Here is an 18289-nt window from a genome sequence, read left to right on the forward strand (position 1 = left end):
TTTGCCCGGGCCACTTGGCCTCATTCGCATCCCTGGGGGTAGAGGAAAAGCTATGAAGTCGCCATTATCGACGCCGGTCAGACGGTTCCTGGCCTTGATTACGACGGCGGTCCTTGCGGCCGCCGCATTCGTCGCCGGAGCTGTTCCGGCCCATGCAGCGGTTTATACGATCCAGGGCACCATTACCGGGAAGCCCACTCCTGGCGCCACACCCACGGTGTTGGGTGACGTCTGGGTCGAGGCCGACACCAGCGATTGGCCTGGTGACAGGGTTGCCGGAATGTGGACCGCTGCCGACGGAAAGTTCAGCCTCACGATCCCGGCTGAAGGCAGCTACAAGATCTTCGTGAGCTGCGGCTCCAGCTGCGAAGCGACGTACGCAGACGAGTATTACAACAACCACAGCGGTTTCGGATCGGCTGATCCCGTGACGGTATCGGCCGCAGCTCCCATCGCCACGGCGAACGTCGAACTCGGAGCTTTCGGCAAGGTCAGCGGCCGTGTGACCAACAAGAGCGGCGCCGCGGTGACCGAGGTGGAAGTCTCGGCCTACCCCGATGAAGGCGGTCAGGGGGCGTCGGCCGTGCCCGACGCGAACGGCTACTACACTCTGGACAAGGTACCGCCAGGCAAGATCAACCTGGTGGTGCGGGACGAATCCGGCAAGCACCTTTACACCCAGCAGTACTGGAACGGCACCGCGGGCGTGGACGGCTACGGTTCGTTCACCATGGCGTCCGGCGCAGTCCTGAGCAACGTCAACTTTTCCCTGAACGCGCAGACGGTCTTCGACGCCACCATCACTGATTCCGCGGGCAAGCCGATCCCTGATGTCGCGTATGGTCCGCTGGTTTACAACGAAGCCACGGCAAAGTGGGAAGGCCCGCAGTACGGCCCGCTTCTGAGCGATGCCAACGGCAAGGTGTACTGGGACCTGACGGTGGGCAAGAAATACAAGTTCTGCTTCAGCGACAACTACTACGAGATCTACCGCGAATACCGGTATGTCGCCGAGTGCTACGACAACGCTGCAAACGAGTCCACCGCGACGGTCGTAACTCCGACGGTTTCGGGCCAGCGCATCACGGCCACCGTGCAGCTCGCGCTCGCAGGCAAGGGCCTGCAGCAGGGCGATGCCTTTGCTTACGGCGGCAACCAGCCAGGCCAGAAGGTCACGGTGGACCCGGGTGTCTGGGGCCCGGCGCCCGTCACGCTCAGCTACCAGTGGAGCCGCTACAAGGACGGAACGGAGACGGCGATTGCCGGGGCGACCTCCAGCAGTTATGTCCTTACTGAGGCCGACCGCGATTACAACGTCAGCGTGAGGATCACCGGAAGCAAGACGGGCTACGTCAGCTCTTCCGACTGGGCCGGTATCGGGAAGGTTGGTGCTCCTGCCGTCACCTCTTCGAAGCCTCTGACCGTGGCTGGCACCCCCTCCGTGGGCAACACCCTCACCGCGGACTTCGGCACGCTGACTCCGGACGTCCAGTACCCGACATACGAGTGGTTCGTGGACGGCGTGAAGGACGAAGGGCGGAGCTGGAACAAGACGTTCGCCCTGACGTCCGCCGATGCCGGCAAGAAGATCACGGTCCGGGTGTCTGCCCACGACTGGCCCACTGAGCCCTATTACGCCCAGGCGAGCAGTGCTGTCATCACCGGTGGCGTCCTGACGACGGCCACTCCCACCATCACGGGTACCGCGAAGGTGGGTTACAAGCTCACCGCCAACCCGGGGACCTGGGGTCCGGCTCCGGTAACGCTGAAGTACCAGTGGTTCCGTTCCGGCGTCGCGATCGCCGGCGCCACGGCGTCAACGTATGTACAGAGCTACTACGACCTGGGCAAGACCATCACGGTCCAGGTAACTGGCTCCAAGCTTGGGTACACGACGGTGTCCAAGACCTCCGCGGCCACCGCCGCGGTCGTGGCCGGAACGCTGACGACGGCGACGCCGACTATCACGGGTACCGCGAAGGTGGGGCAGACGCTCACGGCGAACCCGGGGACCTGGGGTCCGGCTCCGGTGACGTTGAAGTACCAGTGGTTCCGTTCCGGCGTCGCGATCAGCGGGGCGACGGCGGCCACGTACGTGCAGAGCTACTACGACCTGGGCAAGACGCTCACTGTCCGGGTGACTGGTTCCAAGGCCGGGTACACCACAGTGGCAAAGACCTCGGCTGCTACCGCGGCAGTGGTTGCCGGAACGCTGACGGCTCCGACGCCCACCATTACCGGTACCGCGAAGGTGGGCCAGACCCTCACCGCCAACCCCGGCGCGTGGGGTCCGGCTCCGGTGACGCTGAAGTACCAGTGGTTCCGTTCCGGCGTCGCGATCAGCGGGGCGACGGCGGCCACGTACGTGCAGAGCTACTACGACCTGGGCAAGACCCTCACGGTCCGGGTGACCGGTTCGAAGGCCGGGTACACCACGGTGGCCAAGACCTCCGCGGCTACCGCGGCAGTGGTCGCCGGCACCCTGACGGCTCCGACGCCGACCATCACGGGCACCGCGAAGGTGGGCCAGACCCTCACCGCCAACCCCGGCACCTGGGGTCCGGCGCCGGTGACGCTTAAGTACCAGTGGTACCGCTCCGGCGTCGCGATTAGCGGGGCGACTGCCACCACCTACACGCAGACGTCCGCCGATCTTGGCAAGACGATGACCGTGCGGGTGACCGGTTCAAAGGCCGGCTACACCACGGTGGCCAAGACCTCTGCCGCCACCGCGGCGGTAGTGGCTTAGTCACACGCTGCCAACGGGTCCGCACTTCCGGCAGGAGGTGCGGGCCCGTTTGCGCTGCGGGTGGCGGTTGGCGGAATCGCAACCGTACCGCGCCCCAACCGTGACCGGCCGGCCATGGCCATCGGAGGGGCCACTTGCTTGACTGATTCCATGAATCTTTCCCGTTTGCTGGCGTTGGGCGCGGTTGCAGCCTTGGCCGCGTGCTCGGTCCAAGCGCCGGCATCGCAGCCGTCCCCGGAACTGCTGAAATCGGAAGTTCAGCGGGCCGCCGTGAAGAGCGCGGACTTTCCCACGCAACTGGCGGCGTACCGGGCGTCTGCGCTGAAGCTCGGCGTGACCCTCCTAGCGGACGGCGGTGAGGAGCCCAACGGGAACGTTGTGTCCTCTCCGGGGAGCCTGCTGATCGCGTTGTCCATGCTCCGCGCCGGGGCGTCGGGGAAGACGGCGGCCGAGATGGACAAGGTGCTCGGCTTGCCCGCGGACGAGCGGGACGAGGCCATGAATGCGCTGCTCGCCTCGCTGGAAAAGTTCGACGGCGATCCCGCCTCGGTGGACGAAAAGAACCCGCCGCGCACTCCGCTCCTGCACACCGCCAACGGGCTCTTCATCAACAAAGGCACCCCGACCGGCAAGGGCTACCTGGACACCCTGGCCCGGCATTACGGCACCGGCGTTTACCCCGTGGACTTCCAGGACAAGGCCGTGACCGAGCCGGCCATCGACGCCTGGGTGGAGAAGAACACCGGCGGCCGCATCAAGAAGGCGCCCGTGAAGTTCGACCCGAAGGACACCTTCAGCCTGCTCAACGCGGTGTACTTCGCCGGCGCCTGGAAGGTTCCCTTCGACTCCGCGAACACCCAGGACCGGCCATTCACCACGGCGTCCGGGGAGACGGCCACCGTGCCCACGATGTCCGGCGTTGCCTCCGTGGCTTATGTGAAAGGCGAGGGCTGGCAGGCTGTGGACCTGCCCTACGCGGACGGCTTCGCGATGCGGCTGGTGCTGCCGGATGAATCGTCCGACGGCGGCGGGCAGCTCCCGTCAGACACCCTCGACGCCGGGACCCTCGCCGCGGTGGCGTCGGCACTCGGCAAGGCGGCGCCGTCGCCCGTTGCGGTTACGCTGCCCCGCTGGGACCACAAGAGTAAGTTCGACCTCAAGAAGATGCTTGTCCGGATGGGCCTGACGGAAACATTCAGCACCGACCGCGATTTCAACGCGATCCAGCGGGGCATGTTCCTCACGGCCGCCGCGCAGGCCGCCAACATCACCGTGGCGGAAAAGGGGACGGTGGCCGCGGCGGTCACCCAGATCAACGCCCGCGAAAGCTCCGCCCTGATCCCGCCGCAGAGCATCGTTTTCGACAGGCCGTTCCACTACCAGGTCGTGCACCAGGAAACGGGGCTGCCGTTGTTCATGGGCCAGGTGGCGGACCCTCGCTAGCGGCCCTGGCTTAGCGCGCTTGGCTTAGCGCGCTTGGCTCAGCGCGCGCCGCCCTGCCAGAGGGCGTCGAACGGTGCGTTGGACGCCACTCGTGCCTCGATGCCCGCCGTGACGAAGGCCTTTGCCGTCTTGGCGGCCTCCAGCGGCGCGGCGCCCTTGGCAAGTTCGGCGGTGATCGCGGCGGCCAGCGAACAGCCGGCACCGGACACAGCCACTTCGCCCACCTTGGGGGCGGACAGCACTTCCAGGGTCTCGCCGTCATAGTAGACGTCGACGGCGTCCGGGCCTTCCAACCGCACCCCGCCCTTGGCGAGCACGGCGGCTCCGCTCAGCTCATGGATGCGGATGGCCGCGGCCTTCAGCTCCTCCACGTTGCCGATGGACAGGCCGGAGAGGGACTCGGCCTCGAAGTGGTTGGGGGTGACGAAGGTGGCCAGCGGCAGGATCTTCGCCTTCAGGGCCTGGTCCGTGTCCAGGGCGTGGCCGGGTTCCTGGCCCTTGCAGATGAGGACCGGGTCCAGCACCACGTTGGCGAAGCTGCGTTCCGACAGCGCGGATTCCACAGTGGCGATGGTCGCCGGACTGCCGAGCATGCCGATCTTCACGGTGTCCAGGGCATCCGGGCCGTAGGCGGCGGTGGTGGCTTCGAGCTGTTCGGAAATGACCTGCTGGTCCACGGGCATGAAGCGGTGGTTCCAGTTGTCCTGCGGATCGAAGGACACGATGCACGTCAGGTTGGCGATGCCGAAGACGCCGAGCTCCTGGAAGGTCTTCAGGTCGGCCTGGGCTCCGGCTCCGCCCGTCGCCTCGGAACCGGCGATGGTGAGCGCGATGGCGGGGGAAACAGCGGTAACGGCGGAAGTCATGCGTCCATCCTGCCAGTTTCCGTTGTTCGGCGCGCTGGACGTTTGGCCAAGCCCGGGCGTGGCCGGCCGTGCAGTGGGTTCCGTGCAGCGCGCTTAACCGTGCAGTTCCCGGTACGCCCGTTCCGCGGCGGGGTGCAAGGGGATGCCCGCGGTGTTGATCAGGGTGTCCGGGCTGAGGAACTGCACGCCGGCGCTGCTCTGCGGAACCAGTTCGCCCGCGCGGGTGACCAGCAGTTCCACGGTCTGTTCCATCGTGTGGTCGTCGAGGTCCATCCGGCACAGCAACAGGTTCGCCACCCCCACCGTCCATGCGGCGGGAGCCCCGGCGTAGCTGCCTTCCGGGATGCGCACGCGGTCGTAGAACGGCCCGAAGCGCTCCCGCATGGGACGGATCACCGAGGACAGGTCAAGGAACGCCAGGCCGAGTTCCTTGTTCAGCGCTGCGATGGCCGCCGTAGGCACTCCGCCGGACCAGAACAGGGCATCCACCGTGCCGTCCCGGAGCGCGGCCAGGCCCTTGTTGAGCCCGAGGCTGCGCTTCACGGGCGGGTTCTTCGCGAACGCCGGCATTCCTGCGGCGAAGGTTTCCAGGATCCGGGCGGCGGTGAGGGAGGTGCCGGAGCGCGGCTCGCCCGTGCTGACGGTCCGGCCGGCGAGTTCGTCCAGGCCGCCGATTCCGCTGTCCTTGCGGACGATGCAGTGCACGTAGTTTTCGTAGACCTTCCCGACGGCGGCCATCGCCGGGGCGGTGCCCGTGCCTTTGTCCGATGCCGCCCGCGACGCCGCGTCAGCCAGCGCGACGGCGAAGGTCGCCTTGCCGCTCCGGAGGAGTTCCAGGTTTTCCAGGCTGCCGCCGGTGACCAAGGGTTTGGCTGTCTCGGCGATGCCCCGGCGCTGCAAGGCTTCAGCCAGCAAGGTGGCGAATTCCAGGTAGAAGCCGCCGTTTTCGCCGCCTGCCACCGTGACCTCCCGCAGGCCTCCGCGGGCGGTGCATGACGAAGCGGACACGGCCAGGAGCGGCACCGCGACACCCGCGGCCAGCAGGTTCCGCAGCACCGAGCGGCGGGACATGTCCATGTGCTCAGTCATCGCCCGCCTCCGCTTTGTGCGCGCCGGATACGGCGGGAAATTCCAGTCGGGCCAGCAGACCGCCACCGGGGTTTTCCTCGAGCAGCAGCCGCCCGCCGTTGGCCGCCGCCAGCCGCTCCACGATCGTCATGCCGAGCCCGGTCCCGGGCGTCCCTTGGTGCCGGGGCGAGCGCCAGAACCTCGACGCCGCCGCAGCCCGTTCCTCGGCGGGCAGCCCCGGGCCGCCGTCGGACACGAGGACCGAAACCGCACGGCCCTCGGAACGGAGGTCCACCACAACCCGGCTTCCCGGCGCGTACTTCAGCGCGTTGCCCAGCAGCTCGTCCACCATGTGCGCCAGCTCCGCAGGCTTGCAGGCCAGCCGCGCGCCCGGCGTGCCCCGGAGTTCAAGCCGGACGCCGGCAGCCTCCGCTGCGGGCCGTGCCCGGTCGGTCTCCTCCTGGAGGATGGTGAAGGGGTCGATCTCCGGGGCCGGATCGGGAACGGCGGCGGCGCCTTCGGACGCCCGGTGCTCCGCCGACGCAAGCCGCAGCACGCCGTCGAGGATGTCCTCCACGCGTCCGAGCTCAGCGGTGACGTCCGCGGCGGCCTGCTGTTCCTCCGGTGTCCGGAGTTTGAGCTGCAGCAGGTCCAGGCGCAGCCGCAGCGCGCCCACGGGGTTCCGGAGCTGGTGCGAGGTGTCCGCGATCAGCTGCCGCTGGGACTCCATGCTGTCGCTGACCGTCTGCGCCATCCGGCTGAACGTACGGCTCAGTTCCCTCAGTTCCGGCGGCCCGGCCTCCGGAAGGCTGGCCGTCTTCCCCTTGGCCGCCAATTCCTGCGCCGCCGCGTTCAGCCGGTGCACCGGGCGCAGCACCCACGCGGTCACGCGCGCGGCGGCGAGCAGCAGCACCAGCCAGAGCAGCAGCGAACCCAGCCCCACCCAGAAGTACCGTTCGCGCAGTTTCTGCCGGGCGGCGTCGAGCTTCACCTCCAGCACGGCCTCGCCCAGCACCTGGCTGGCCGGGCCGAACGCGCGGGAAATGTAGGCCGGCCCGGAGCCGAACGGCTGGAGCGGCGGCAGGGTGGTGTTGCTGAGGTTCAGGCTGGCCTGCCCGACGGCGGCGCGCACCTCCGGGCGGTCCTCGCCGAGGCCTCCGGAGGCGAGCGTTGCGGACGGCAGGCGGATGAGGACGCCTTCGCCGTAGAGGCCGGAATAGCGGTCCATTTCGCGTTGCAGTTCGCTGGGATCGCCGTCCAGGGTGGCGTCGTAAGCCAGCTGGGCGAAGCGGTTGAGCGCCGAGACCCGGTTGATCTGGACCTCCTGCCCCAGCTCGCGGCCGGCCGAAGCAAGGAGCGTTCCGGCGACCACCGCCACCAACAGGGCGGACAGCACGCCCAGGATCCCCAGGACGCGGAGCCTCATGGTTGTGGCCTCACGGTGCAGCTTCGATCCACAGTGCAGCCTCGATTCACTGTGACGCTTCGATCCGGTAGCCCACGCCGCGCACGTTGATGATGAAGCCCGGCAGGCCCAGCTTGGAGCGCAGCCCGGTGAGGTGGACGTCGAGGGAGCGGGAGGAGGCCAGGAAGGCGTCGCCCCACAGGGCGTCGAGGATCTGCTCGCGCGTGACCACTGAGCCGGCGTTCCGCGCGAGCAGCGCCAGGAGCTCGAATTCCGTTGCGGTCAGCTGCAGTTCACGGGAGCCGACGACGGCGACGCGCCGGTCGAGGTCGACGTCGAGGTCCCCGACAACGATCGAGTGCGGACGGGTGCCGGCCGCCTTGGCTACCCGGCGGGTGACTGCCTCGATGCGGGCCAGCAGTTCGACGAGCTTCACGGGCTTCACGAGGTAGTCGTCCGCCCCGGAACGGAGGCCGAGCACCACGCTGCGTTCGTCGTCGCGGGCGGTGAGGATGAGGATGGGGGAGTCGCTCACCTGGCGCAGTTTCCGCAGGAGCTCCAGCCCGTCGATATCCGGCAGGCCGAGGTCCATGAGGATCACTTCGTGCTCGCGGTGCACCAGCAGGGCATCCGCGCCGCGCGCCACCCGGTGCGGCGCGTGACCGGCGGATTCCACGGCAGCGGCGAGCGCCGATGCCATCGCATCGTCATCCTCGACGATCAGCACGCGCATTGCCCTGGGTCCTCTTTCCTTGCTTTCCCGCGGATTTTTCCGCCGGCCGCTCCTTTTGGACCTTACCGCGTCCGAAGACTTAAGGAAGTGTTAGGAAATCCCTTCCGGCGTTGGATGTGCCTCCGGTCACGCACTAGCTTGGCCGTTGGACTTATGCAGTAAACGGTTGCCGACGGCGGCGCCACGCAAGGAAGGTTCACCGATGAACACCCAGCACACAGAGCTTCAGGGCGGGAAGGCTCCGGCCTCGTCCGAAGCAGCATTGTCTGAATCAGCACAGACCCGCAGGGCCGTCAGCAACATCCTCAAGGGCTCGGCGGGCAACCTGGTGGAGTGGTACGACCTGTACGTGTACACGGTCTTCGCCGCCTACTTCCAGGCCCACTTCTTCAACTCCAAGGACGAGCTGCAGGCCGGCCTCGAAGCGATGGCGGTCTTCTCGACGTCGTTCCTCATGCGCCCCATCGGCAGCTGGTTCTTCGGCCGCTACGCCGACCGCAAGGGCCGCAAGGCGGCGCTGACGCTCAGCGTGACCATGATGTCGATCGGCTCCTTCGGCATCGCGATCCTGCCCACCACCAAGGAAATCGGCATCTGGGCACTGGTCCTGCTGATTCTGATCCGCGTGCTGCAGGGCTTCTCGGTGGGCGGCGAATACGGCACCAGCGCCACCTACATGTCTGAAGCCGCCACCGCCAAGCGCCGCGGCTTCTTCTCCAGCTTCCAGTACGTCACCCTGGTGGGCGGCCAGATGCTGGCCCTGCTGGTCCTGGTCATCCTGCAGAACACCATCGGCAAGGACGCCCTCACCGAATGGGGTTGGCGCATTCCGTTCGCGATCGGCGGCGTGGCCGCCCTCGTGGTGCTGTGGCTGCGGCGTTCCATGGAGGAAACCGTCTCCGCAGACCAGATCCGCGCCGCCCACGTCCGCGTGGAAGGCGAAGCCCAGCCGGGCACCATGAAGCTGCTGTTCACCAAGCACTGGAAGCCGCTGCTCATCTGCATCGGCGTCACCATGGGCGGCACCGTGGCGTTCTACACCTACACCAACTTCATCCTGAAGTTCATGAACGATACCTCCGGCATCGCCAAGACCGACACCTCCGTGATCAACTTCTGGGCGCTGTTCATCTTCATGCTGCTCCAGCCCGTCTACGGCATGATCTCGGACAAGATCGGCCGCAAGCCGCTGCTCGTCTGGTTCGGCGTGACCGGCGTGCTGTTCACCTGGCCGCTGCTCTCCACGCTGGCCGGCACCAAGGACCCCTTCACCGCGTTCCTGCTGATGATGGGCGGCCTGCTCATGGTGGGCGGCTACACCTCCATCAACGCCCTGGTGAAGGCCGAGCTCTTTCCGGCCTCGATCCGTGCGCTCGGCGTCGGACTGGGATACGCGATCGCCAACTCGCTCTTTGGCGGCACGGTTCCGCTGATCGGCGCCGCGTTCCAGAAGGCCGGCCGGGAGGACATGTTCTTCACCTACGTGACTGTGGCGATCTTCCTGTCCCTGCTGGTCTACGTCTTCGCCCTGAAGAACAAGAAGTCCACGCACCTGGATGCGGAACAGGGCGAGGCGTTCGTCTCGCGTTCCGCGGGCGCCGGCGCCCGTGATGACTCCCGCGATGACGACGACAGGAAGGACCTGCTGAAGGTCTAGCGTTCCCTTCGAGCCCCCCCCTTGTGAGGCCCGCTTTACGTCCATTGCCGAGCGCAGAGGACGTAAAGCGGGCCTCACACGTTAGCCTTAGGGACGTCCAGTGCTAATACAGCGGGGCGCCGTGACGTTGACCGGCGCCTGCGCGAACCACTACGAACGGATATCCAGTGACCACGCCTTCCGGCAATCCCTCCTTGAACAGCCCTGCCCCGAGTGTTGAGACGAAGGCTTCGCCGCGCTTCGCCTCGATCGGTTCCCCGTACTTCGCCATCATGCTGGCCATCATGGCCGTGGTACTGATCCTGTCGAATATCGGCGCATCCAAGGGCGTGGTCCTGGGCCCGATCGTCACTGACGGCGGCTTCTTCCTGTTCCCGCTGGCCTACATCCTGGGCGACGTGGTGAGCGAGGTGTACGGCTTCAAAGCTGCCCGGAAGGCGATCATCACCACCTTCGCGCTCTCCGTCTTCGCGTCCCTCTGCTACTGGATCATCATCGTCCTGCCGGGTTTCGGGGATGAGTACGGCACCGCGAAGCAGGCCGCCATCGAAGGCGCCCTCGGCCCGGTACCGCTAATTGTGCTTGCCTCGCTCCTGGGCTTCTTCGCAGGCCAGACCATCAACTCGTGGGTCCTGGTGAAGATGAAGGAACGCAGCGGCGAGAAGTCGCTGTGGGCGCGGCTCATGGGATCCTCGGGCGCCGGCGAGCTCGTGGACACCCTCATCTTCTGCAGCATCGCGGCGTCCGTGATCGGCATCGCGGACTTCGGCACCTTCCTCAACTACGTGGTGGTCGGCTTCGTCTACAAGACCGCCGTCGAGTTCCTCTTGGTGCCGATCACCTCCTTGGTGATCCGCTGGGTGAAGAAGCACGAACCGAGCTACGGAGCGTAAGAGCCCCCTAGGAGTAATACCGTCCCAGCGTCTCGGCCTTGAAGTCGAAGAAGTCGCCGGATCCGATGGCCAGGCGGGCGTCGTCCACCATCTTCACCACGAAGCGCTCATTGTGGATGGAGATCAGCGTGGCCGAAAGCATTTCCTTGGCCTTGAACAGGTGGTGGATGTACGCCCGCGAGTAGTTCTGGCAGGTGTAGCAGTCGCAGCCGTCCTGCAGCGGGCCGAAGTCCGCCTTGTACTTCGCTCCGGACAGGTTGAAGCGGCCGTCCGCCGTGTAGAACGCCGAGTTGCGGGCCACCCGGGTGGGGGAGACGCAGTCGAAGGTGTCCGCGCCGTTCTCGATCGCCGTGAAGATGTCGTCCGGTTCGGAGATACCCAGCAGGTGCCGCGGCTTGTTCTCCGGCAGTTCCTCGTTGCACCAGCGCACAATGGTGCCAAGATTCTCCTTCTCCAATGCCCCGCCGATGCCGAAACCATCAAAGGCCATGGCGCCGAGGTCGCGGCAGGCTTTGCGGCGAAGGTCCTCGTACTGCGCGCCCTGGATGACGCCGAACAGGGCCTGGTACGGCTTCCCCGTCCGTGAGAGGGTGAGGCGGCTGTGTTCGGTGACGCAGCGTTCGGCCCAGCGGCGCGTGCGCTCCAGGGATTCCTCCTGGTAGGCGCGGGAGTTCTGCAGGGTAGTCAGCTCGTCGAAGGCGAACATGATGTCCGCGCCGATCTGGTGTTGCACCTGCATGGAAATCTCCGGCGAGAAGCGATGCTTGTCCCCGTTGAGGTGGGATTTGAACCAGACGCCGTCCTCGTCCACGTGCGCCAGGCGTTCCTTGCCAGGAGCCACGGCGTCGTCCGGCCCCGAAGTATCCACCGACTTCATGTCGATGACCTTCTTGAACCCCGAGCCCAGGCTCATCACCTGGAAGCCGCCGGAGTCGGTAAAGGTGGGGCCGTCCCAGTTCATGAACGCGCCCAGCCCTCCGGCGGCGTCGAGGATCTCAGGCCCCGGCTGCAGGTAGAGGTGGTAGGCATTGGCGAGCACGGCCTGCGCGCCGAAGCCGCGGATCGACTCGGGCAGTACGGCCTTCACCGTGGCCTTGGTCCCGACGGCGATGAACGCTGGCGTCTGGATGGTTCCGTGCGGCGTGGTGATGGTTCCGGTGCGGCCCAGGAATTCGCCGCCGTTCGCCGCCCGCTGCTCCGCAGTCGGTGCGCAGGACTCCGTGAGGCGTGTGCCTACGGAGAAGGAAAACTCGGACTGGCGCTCCGCGAACGCAGGCTCCACGGACGCGGGCAGGGCGGGGGCTTCAGGCAGGACAGAATCGGCTGGCACCGTTACAGTCTGCCAGCCGATTGCCGGGAAGTGTCAGCGGACGCCCGCCTCTGTGCGGTAGTTCTCAGCCTTCCAGTTGTCCCAATGGGAGCGGATCGAACCCAGCTGCTGCGCCCCGAGGTCGTAGGTCGAGGCAATCACCAGAGCACCGCCGTCGGGCCTCTTCTCCGGAATGGCCTGCTGTTCGGCCACGATCAGCAGGCCTTCGCCGTGCTCGGCGTAACTGTGCACGGTGAGCCCCACTTGGTGGGTGGTGCGGAACCAGACCTTGCCGAAGATCGCCTCGCCGGTGGGCAGGGTCAGCTCGTACTCTTCGCCCGGTTGGGGCAGATCGTTGAGGCCGAGCCGCTCGATGGCGGAGCCGCCGCCGGACAACGTCACCACGTGCGTGCGCCGGTGTCCGTGCGGGTGGCGCTCCAGGGCGAAGCGCAGCTGCTGCAGGAAGGTCAGCCAGCCCTGGGTGATGTCCTCGTCCCATTCAGCCCACTCGGAATCGTGGTCCAGCGCGGCCCGGGTGACCCGGACTTCCGTGCCTCCGGTGACCGGGTGCAGTTCGAAGACGTCCCCGTTGTTCACTGTGAGGCTGGTGTGGTCGGCCCCCTCCACCACCTCGGAACTGAAGTAGATCTGCTTGATTTCCTCGTTGAGTTCGTCGCTTTCCCAGCCATGCCATTGGGCTACCAGCGACGGTTCGCGCAGCATGGTCCAAACTTGCTGCGCGTCGGCATTAATCACAACGCTCAGATTGTTCGTCATGGCCCCGAATGTACTCCTCTTCAGGGAAGCAAAACAGGGTTGACTCGAGCGCGAAAGCTTAGCCGGATCAGGCCCGGATGGCCTCGAGTTCGTTCGCCAGACGGTGGTCCAGCTCGCTGATCCGCAGGGTCTCCGAGCCGCCGTGGGCGCGCAGGAAGAGCAACGATTCGAAGCGCAGCATCCGCCATTCGCGTTCGGCGTCGTGGTTGCCGTTGTCGATGGAGCGGAAGATTTCCTTGTCGTACAGGTTCGGTTCGTTCAGCGCGCGCTGGCGGACGCGGGCTGCGATCCGGGCGCGGAACGGATCCGTTTCCAGCGAATCCGGCGCCTTCAGCAGCTGTGAGTACACCTCTGCGCGTTCCTCCTGGCCGAGCTCGCGGCAAATGAAGCCGGAGAGCGCCAGGGACCGTTCGATCGAGGTCCAGCGGTCCCGGTTGCCGTCGAACGGCAGCAGGTTGAGGATATCCGCGACGGCGAGGGCGTTCTCAGGATCCCGGAGTTGGATGAACAGATCATGCGCGAGGTCGCTGATGTCCCGCAGGCAGCTGCCGGACTTCGTATTGACGCCCTTGACCAGGCGTTCGCTCAGCACCGCGACGCCGTTCCTGCCGGGGTGTGCCTCGGCTGCCGCGGCGATCACCGCTTCCGGAGTGCCGGACGGCGCCGGGATCAGGGCCAGCTGCGCGGCGGTCGGTCCGCTGAGCGTCGGGGGAGCCGCCGGCAGCGGCGGGACGACGACGGCGGGTGCGGCCGGCGTCGTGAGCTCGCTGGCGGGTGCGGGTTCAGCGGACGGCGCGTCTTCGACGTCGGGCGTTCCGGTACCGCTGCCGGGTTCGCCGACCGGGACGGAAGAGGAGAAGGCGATGCGGACGCGGCCGCCGTCCGCGGTGGTCACGATGATGAGGGCGGGCGCCCCGAAGTCGTCGTACTCGAGCTCGATGCCGGTGATTTCCTCCGCCGGGCCGTCGCCGGGCAGGTAGAGATAATCACCGCTTTGCAGGGCCCCGGCCTGCTTTTCGCGGTACTGCTGATCGGCCGGGCTGTGGGTCATCGCCAAATATCCTTTGCGCTGGGGGTCCGCCCAACAGTCTATAGAACGGGCAGGGCCGAACGCGGGAGACTTCCCGGCTATGTGGAAATCCGGGCTATGTGGAGGGAGGCTTAGAGGCCGACGCCGGCGAAGGCGAGCGCCTGGCGCACCAGGTTGCCGCGGCCGCCGTCGAACTCCTGCTGGACTTCTTCGCTGAGGACTTCTTCCGGCGTCATCCAGGTCAGTTCCAGCGCGTCCTGGCGGGGATCGCATTCGCCGGTGACCGGGATGACGTAGACCAGGGAGACGGCGTGCTGGCGGTCGTCGGTGAAGCCGGTCTGGGACGGCGCGGGGAAGTATTCGGCCACGGTGAAGGGCACCGGGCTGATGGGCAGCTGCGGGAAGGCGAGCGGGCCGAGGTCTTTTTCGATGTGGCGCAACAGGGCGGCACGGATGGTTTCGCGGTACAGCACGCGGCCGGAGACGAGGTAGCGGACCATGTTGCCGTCGGCGTCGCCCTGCAGGAGCGTGCCCACCTCGTTGACGAAGCCCAACGGATCCAGCCGGACCGGAACCGCCTCCACATAGACCATGGGCAGGCGGCCGCGCGCCTCGAAGAGGTCCTCAGGGGACAGCCAGCCGGGGTTGGGGTCAGGGGTGCGCACGCTCATGCGTTAAGTTCTACCGCATCAGCTGCCCGGAGGGTCTGTTCACACCTGGGCCGCGAGCTCGTGCCGGGTCAGGCTCAGGTAGGCCGTCCCGTCCTCCACCTTGGCGATAGTGTCCGCCGCCGCATAGCTGTCGCCGGCCAGGAAGCCCCGGGCATCGATCTTGATGTAGCCCGAATGGAACAGCCGCCGCGCCATCAGCTCCGGAACCTTGGGCTCCCTGCCAAAAACGGAATGCAGCCCAATCGTCAGCAGGTCCGGTTCGGTACCGATCACGGCGTCCTCGAACAACTCCGCCTTTTCATTGGGCGGAACCACCTCTTCCACCCGGCCGATCACCTCGCCGGTACCGTCAACCACCGGCATGCCCTTTGTTATGGAATCCAGAATGCCCACGTCCGTCCTCCTTCGGTGCCCTGATTTCATTACGGCACCGCCGCGGCGGCTGGTCAAGGGGTGGTTTTGGGGGCTTCAGACGCCCTGCCGCACCAGCAGTTCGCCGCCATCCGGCGTCGGCATCACCAGCGCGCCGCCCTCCGAACGGACCTCAACCCCCGCGGCGGCGAGCCGTTCCCGCACGCTGTCCAGGCCGCCGTCGTACTCGAATTCGAGGGGGCCGCCCGCCGTCGCGGAAGCAGCCCGCACGGCCAGGATGCCGCCGTTCTTGGTGGTGAAATCGGCGCCGTCCGGGAATTCGTGGCGGGGCCGGGCACCGATGTTGCGGAGCTCCCGCGCGGCGTTTTCGACACCGGGCGTCAGCCAGACCCCGACGACGGCGAGCGCCGGGTCCGCGTCCGCGCACACTGCGCCGTGGGCGGCTTTGTCCGCGAAGAACGCGAAGCCGTCCTCCGCCGTGACCTGGACGGTACTGCCGTGCGGGGCGTCGATGACGTCGGCGCGGGTGCCGTCGGCCACGGTGCGGCGGGCGAATTCCGCGAGTTCGCCGACCTCGACGCCGAAGGCGGTGGTGCCGTCTTCAGCAGAACCCTCGGGGGCGCGGTGGAGGGCGAGGCGGCCGGAGCCGGCGTCGAACTCGCGCCAGTCGCCGTCGTCCACGGTCTTGATCATGCCGAGCGCGCCCAACAGGGGCTCCCAGGCGTCGGGTCGGGACGTGAAATGGATGGGGCGTACACGCAGCATGGCCCCAGCCTACGCGTCGCTGTCTCGCTATCCTCGCGACCAGGACTACAACCTGGAACGGTTCCCGGCCAACAGGTCGAGTTGGCTACCAGGCGTCTGGCCGCACCACTGAAGTTGGTAGCTTGAACGGGCAGGCTAGTTTCGGGGGAAGAAAATGACATTGACGAAGCGATTCCTCGTCGTCGGAAGCATCATTGCCGGAGCTGGAGTGCTCGTGGTGATCGGCTTCGCTATCGCTTCCGGCATCGACTATCGCATGGCCGAGGACGCCGGTCTCGAACCCGGTTACACGCCCCAATGGATTGTGTACGGCATGAGCGCCGGATGTTTCCTCTTTGGGCTCGGCGTACTGGCCGCGATCACCGCTGCGGTTCTCACACTTCGACGTCCGCTCCGTTCGACGACACGACTCCTGATCACAGGAAGCGTCGTGGCAGGAATCGGAGTCCTCACAGCGGGAGGCTTCCTGGTAGCGCTCTTCAGTGGATACCGCCTGCCCGGAGACGCAGGCCTGGAGCCGGGACGCACGCCGGAATGGATCCTGAACGGCATAAACGTCGGACTCTTGGTCATCGGACTAGGGCTGCTAGCTGCAATCACCAGTGGTGTTCTCGTGTCTCGACGGCGAGCCCGGCCCCTCAACTAATGGGGCGTTACCGGTGACATTTCCACTGGTAACGCGAACCGTCTCATTCGCTCTGGACGGAGGTGGAGCGAACTTTGTGGCTGCACGGCAGAATGGGCGCATGGCCGTTGAACTTGAGGAACTGCTGGTGAAAGACGCTGCGGAATGGCGGGCGTGGCTTGAGGCGAACCATGCCAGCAGCCCGGGGGTATGGCTGGTGCTGCACAAGAACGGCGGCAACGTCACCGCGCTCACCTACGATGCCGCGCTGGATGAGGCACTGTGCTTCGGCTGGATCGACGGCCAGGGCAAGCGCCGCGACGAGGAAACTTCCCTCCAGCGCATGACGCCCCGTGGTCCGCGCAGCCCGTGGTCGGCCCGGAACGTGGGGCATATCGCCCGGCTGGAAGCCGCCGGGAAGATGCGCGACGCCGGCCGGGCCGCCGTCGCCGCCGCCAAGGCCGACGGCCGCTGGGACAAGGCCTACTCCGGCCCCGCCTCTGCCGAGGTTCCGGAGGACCTGGCTGCGGCGATCGCCGCCGTCCCGGAGGCGCAGGCCATGTTCGATGTCCTCACCTCCACCAACCGCTTCGCGCTGATCTACCGCACCAATTCCGTGAAGCGCGCGGAAACCCGGGCCCGGAAGATCGCCGGATTCGTGGAGATGCTCGCCCGCCACGAGGCGCCCCACCCGCAGAAGAAGAAACCGGAGACGCCGCCCCGTTCTTAAGCGAGGCTGGCGGCCGCCTCGAGTGCCATCCACGCCTGGAGCTGGGTGGAAAGTTCGACGGCGGAGCCCGGCGGATACGTCTCGCTCGCCGGCCGCAGCGGGTCCTTGGAGAAGGTGGGCGTCTCAGTTTCTGAGCGGCCCTTCCAGAAAGCATCCGCCGTGTCGAGCACCATGGCGTGGGCGGCGTCCCGGGCGTGCTGCGGCAGGCGTTCATCGGCTGCGGCGCGGGCAAGGTAGCGGAGCAGGATCCCGGTGAAGAGTCCGCCGTCGCCGTCTCCGTGGCTCTTCAGAACGTTGCTCTGCTTGAGGGTCAAACGCTCCCGGACGGCTTCGATAAGCGCGGCAGCCCGCCGCACGTTCGCTTCGCCGCCGAGTTCCAGCATGGCGCCAAGCACGGGGCCCTGGTTGTAGGTGTAGATATCGGGGACCAGCACGGTGTCTCCGCCGCTGATGCGCAGGCCGTCCATATACAGCCCCGTTTCCGGGCTGAGGAGGCGGGCGTTGAGCCAGTCCAGCAGTCCCTGCGCGTGCTCGCGGCGCCCGGTGCGCGCGTAGTAAAGGGCCACGGGGGCAGTGGCCGGGGTGTTCTTGAAGTCGCGGGCCGTGTTCCAGAACGTGCCGCCGCCCAGATCCTCGGTGGACGCGGAATCGAACTGCAGGGTGAGGCTTTCGCGGACACGGGCATTGCGGCGGCGGCCCGGTTTGCGCGTTGCCTCGGCCAGCTCCTCCAGTCGCAGCGTGGCCATGGCCAGCCAGGCCATGTCGTCGAAATAGCTGTTGACGAAGCGCAGGAAGTTCCGCAGCCGGATGGTGGTGACCAGCCGCGACGCCAGGCGGCCGGCACTCGGCCGGGCTTCGCCGTCGAACCTTCTTCCGGCGGCGAGCTCCCGGCGACCGGCGTCCACCAGGCAGTCCACGTAATGCGCCTGCCACCAGTAATTCCACGGTTCCAGGAGCGCGCGCAGGCGTTTGTTGGGCCGGTAGGAGGCGCCGATATGCGTGCCCGGCAGGAAGAAGAGCCGCTGGCCGAAGGTCCGGGTGACGGCGCGGGCGGCCTGGTCGGCGCGGGCTGCCAGGTCCGGAGTATCTGCGGTGGCCATGGTCTTTAGCGTAGCCATCCGTTCCGGCCAGGGCTGCGCAATCCATGTGATTCAGTTAACATGCATTAACGCAATGGCTGGCATCAAGGAGGATGG

Annotated in this window: 17 protein-coding genes; 6 read left to right on the forward strand and 11 right to left on the reverse strand. The window is 66.8% G+C overall.

The genetic code is table 11. From position 1 onward, the window contains the following. The first annotated feature begins 52 nt into the window (after positions 1-52). Both BIU82_RS19870 and BIU82_RS08475 read left to right on the forward strand, forming a co-directional pair. Positions 53-2749, forward strand: coding sequence for a carboxypeptidase regulatory-like domain-containing protein (locus tag BIU82_RS19870; protein WP_083292253.1), 2697 nt, complete (start codon positions 53-55; stop codon positions 2747-2749). Between the two features lie 150 nt (positions 2750-2899). Next, the gene (locus tag BIU82_RS08475; protein ID WP_070349165.1) at positions 2900-4192 is read left to right on the forward strand and encodes a serpin family protein; all 1293 of its coding nucleotides are present in this window, start codon (positions 2900-2902) and stop codon (positions 4190-4192) included. A 38-nt stretch (positions 4193-4230) separates the two neighbouring features. Here BIU82_RS08475 and BIU82_RS08480 read toward each other — a convergent pair whose 3' ends face one another. The 4 genes from BIU82_RS08480 to BIU82_RS08495 form a co-directional block, all read right to left on the reverse strand. Further along, entirely contained in the window at positions 4231-5058 is an 828-nt protein-coding gene (locus BIU82_RS08480; RefSeq protein ID WP_070349019.1) for a hydroxymethylpyrimidine/phosphomethylpyrimidine kinase, read from the reverse strand. Between the two features lie 93 nt (positions 5059-5151). Next, a complete protein-coding gene (locus BIU82_RS08485; RefSeq protein WP_070349020.1) occupies positions 5152-6147 on the reverse strand; it encodes a TAXI family TRAP transporter solute-binding subunit in 996 nt (331 codons plus the stop codon). Further along, complete coding sequence (locus tag BIU82_RS08490; RefSeq protein ID WP_070349021.1) at positions 6140-7552, reverse strand: HAMP domain-containing sensor histidine kinase; 1413 nt, start codon at positions 7550-7552, stop codon at positions 6140-6142. The genes BIU82_RS08485 and BIU82_RS08490 overlap by 8 nt, the downstream gene beginning before the upstream one ends. 46 nt (positions 7553-7598) lie before the next feature. Beyond that, positions 7599-8264: a response regulator transcription factor gene (locus BIU82_RS08495; protein ID WP_070349022.1), complete on the reverse strand. Its 666-nt coding sequence runs from the start codon at positions 8262-8264 to the stop codon at positions 7599-7601. A 202-nt stretch (positions 8265-8466) separates the two neighbouring features. Here BIU82_RS08495 and BIU82_RS08500 point away from each other — a divergent pair, with 202 nt between their 5' ends. Together BIU82_RS08500 and BIU82_RS08505 are read left to right on the forward strand one after the other, a co-directional pair. Next, a complete protein-coding gene (locus BIU82_RS08500) occupies positions 8467-9921 on the forward strand; it encodes an MFS transporter (protein ID WP_070349023.1) in 1455 nt (484 codons plus the stop codon). 167 nt (positions 9922-10088) lie between these two features. Next, entirely contained in the window at positions 10089-10814 is a 726-nt protein-coding gene (locus tag BIU82_RS08505) for a queuosine precursor transporter (protein ID WP_070349024.1), read from the forward strand. Positions 10815-10821: 7 nt separating this feature from the next. On the opposite strand, the gene tgt is transcribed toward BIU82_RS08505, so the two are convergent. The 6 genes from tgt to BIU82_RS08535 all read right to left on the reverse strand — a co-directional run bounded on the left by tgt (position 10822) and on the right by BIU82_RS08535 (position 15738). Further along, entirely contained in the window at positions 10822-12144 is a 1323-nt protein-coding gene (gene tgt / locus BIU82_RS08510; protein ID WP_070349025.1) for a tRNA guanosine(34) transglycosylase Tgt, read from the reverse strand. Positions 12145-12177: 33 nt separating this feature from the next. Continuing rightward, entirely contained in the window at positions 12178-12900 is a 723-nt protein-coding gene (locus tag BIU82_RS08515) for an SRPBCC domain-containing protein (protein WP_070349026.1), read from the reverse strand. Positions 12901-12967: 67 nt separating this feature from the next. Further along, positions 12968-13951, reverse strand: coding sequence for a DUF6707 family protein (locus BIU82_RS08520; protein WP_070349027.1), 984 nt, complete (start codon positions 13949-13951; stop codon positions 12968-12970). Between the two features lie 110 nt (positions 13952-14061). Further along, positions 14062-14601, reverse strand: coding sequence for an NUDIX hydrolase family protein (locus tag BIU82_RS08525; protein ID WP_070349028.1), 540 nt, complete (start codon positions 14599-14601; stop codon positions 14062-14064). Positions 14602-14640: 39 nt separating this feature from the next. Continuing rightward, positions 14641-14994: a hypothetical protein gene (locus BIU82_RS08530; RefSeq protein WP_070349029.1), complete on the reverse strand. Its 354-nt coding sequence runs from the start codon at positions 14992-14994 to the stop codon at positions 14641-14643. 75 nt (positions 14995-15069) lie between these two features. Beyond that, positions 15070-15738, reverse strand: coding sequence for a hypothetical protein (locus BIU82_RS08535; RefSeq protein ID WP_070349030.1), 669 nt, complete (start codon positions 15736-15738; stop codon positions 15070-15072). A 160-nt stretch (positions 15739-15898) separates the two neighbouring features. Between BIU82_RS08535 and BIU82_RS19875 the strand changes: the two genes are divergently transcribed. Both BIU82_RS19875 and BIU82_RS08545 read left to right on the forward strand, forming a co-directional pair. Further along, complete coding sequence (locus tag BIU82_RS19875; protein WP_171906520.1) at positions 15899-16384, forward strand: hypothetical protein; 486 nt, start codon at positions 15899-15901, stop codon at positions 16382-16384. Positions 16385-16484: 100 nt separating this feature from the next. Beyond that, entirely contained in the window at positions 16485-17093 is a 609-nt protein-coding gene (locus tag BIU82_RS08545) for a YdeI/OmpD-associated family protein (RefSeq protein WP_070349032.1), read from the forward strand. On the opposite strand, the gene BIU82_RS08550 is transcribed toward BIU82_RS08545, so the two are convergent. Beyond that, on the reverse strand, positions 17090-18193 hold the full coding sequence (locus BIU82_RS08550; protein ID WP_139146540.1) for a glycoside hydrolase family 76 protein: 1104 nt from the start codon (positions 18191-18193) through the stop codon (positions 17090-17092). The genes BIU82_RS08545 and BIU82_RS08550 overlap by 4 nt on opposite strands. Between the last annotated feature and the right edge of the window lie 96 nt (positions 18194-18289).

It is taken from the genome of Arthrobacter sp. SW1, assembly GCF_001766675.1.
Classification (GTDB): domain Bacteria; phylum Actinomycetota; class Actinomycetes; order Actinomycetales; family Micrococcaceae; genus Arthrobacter.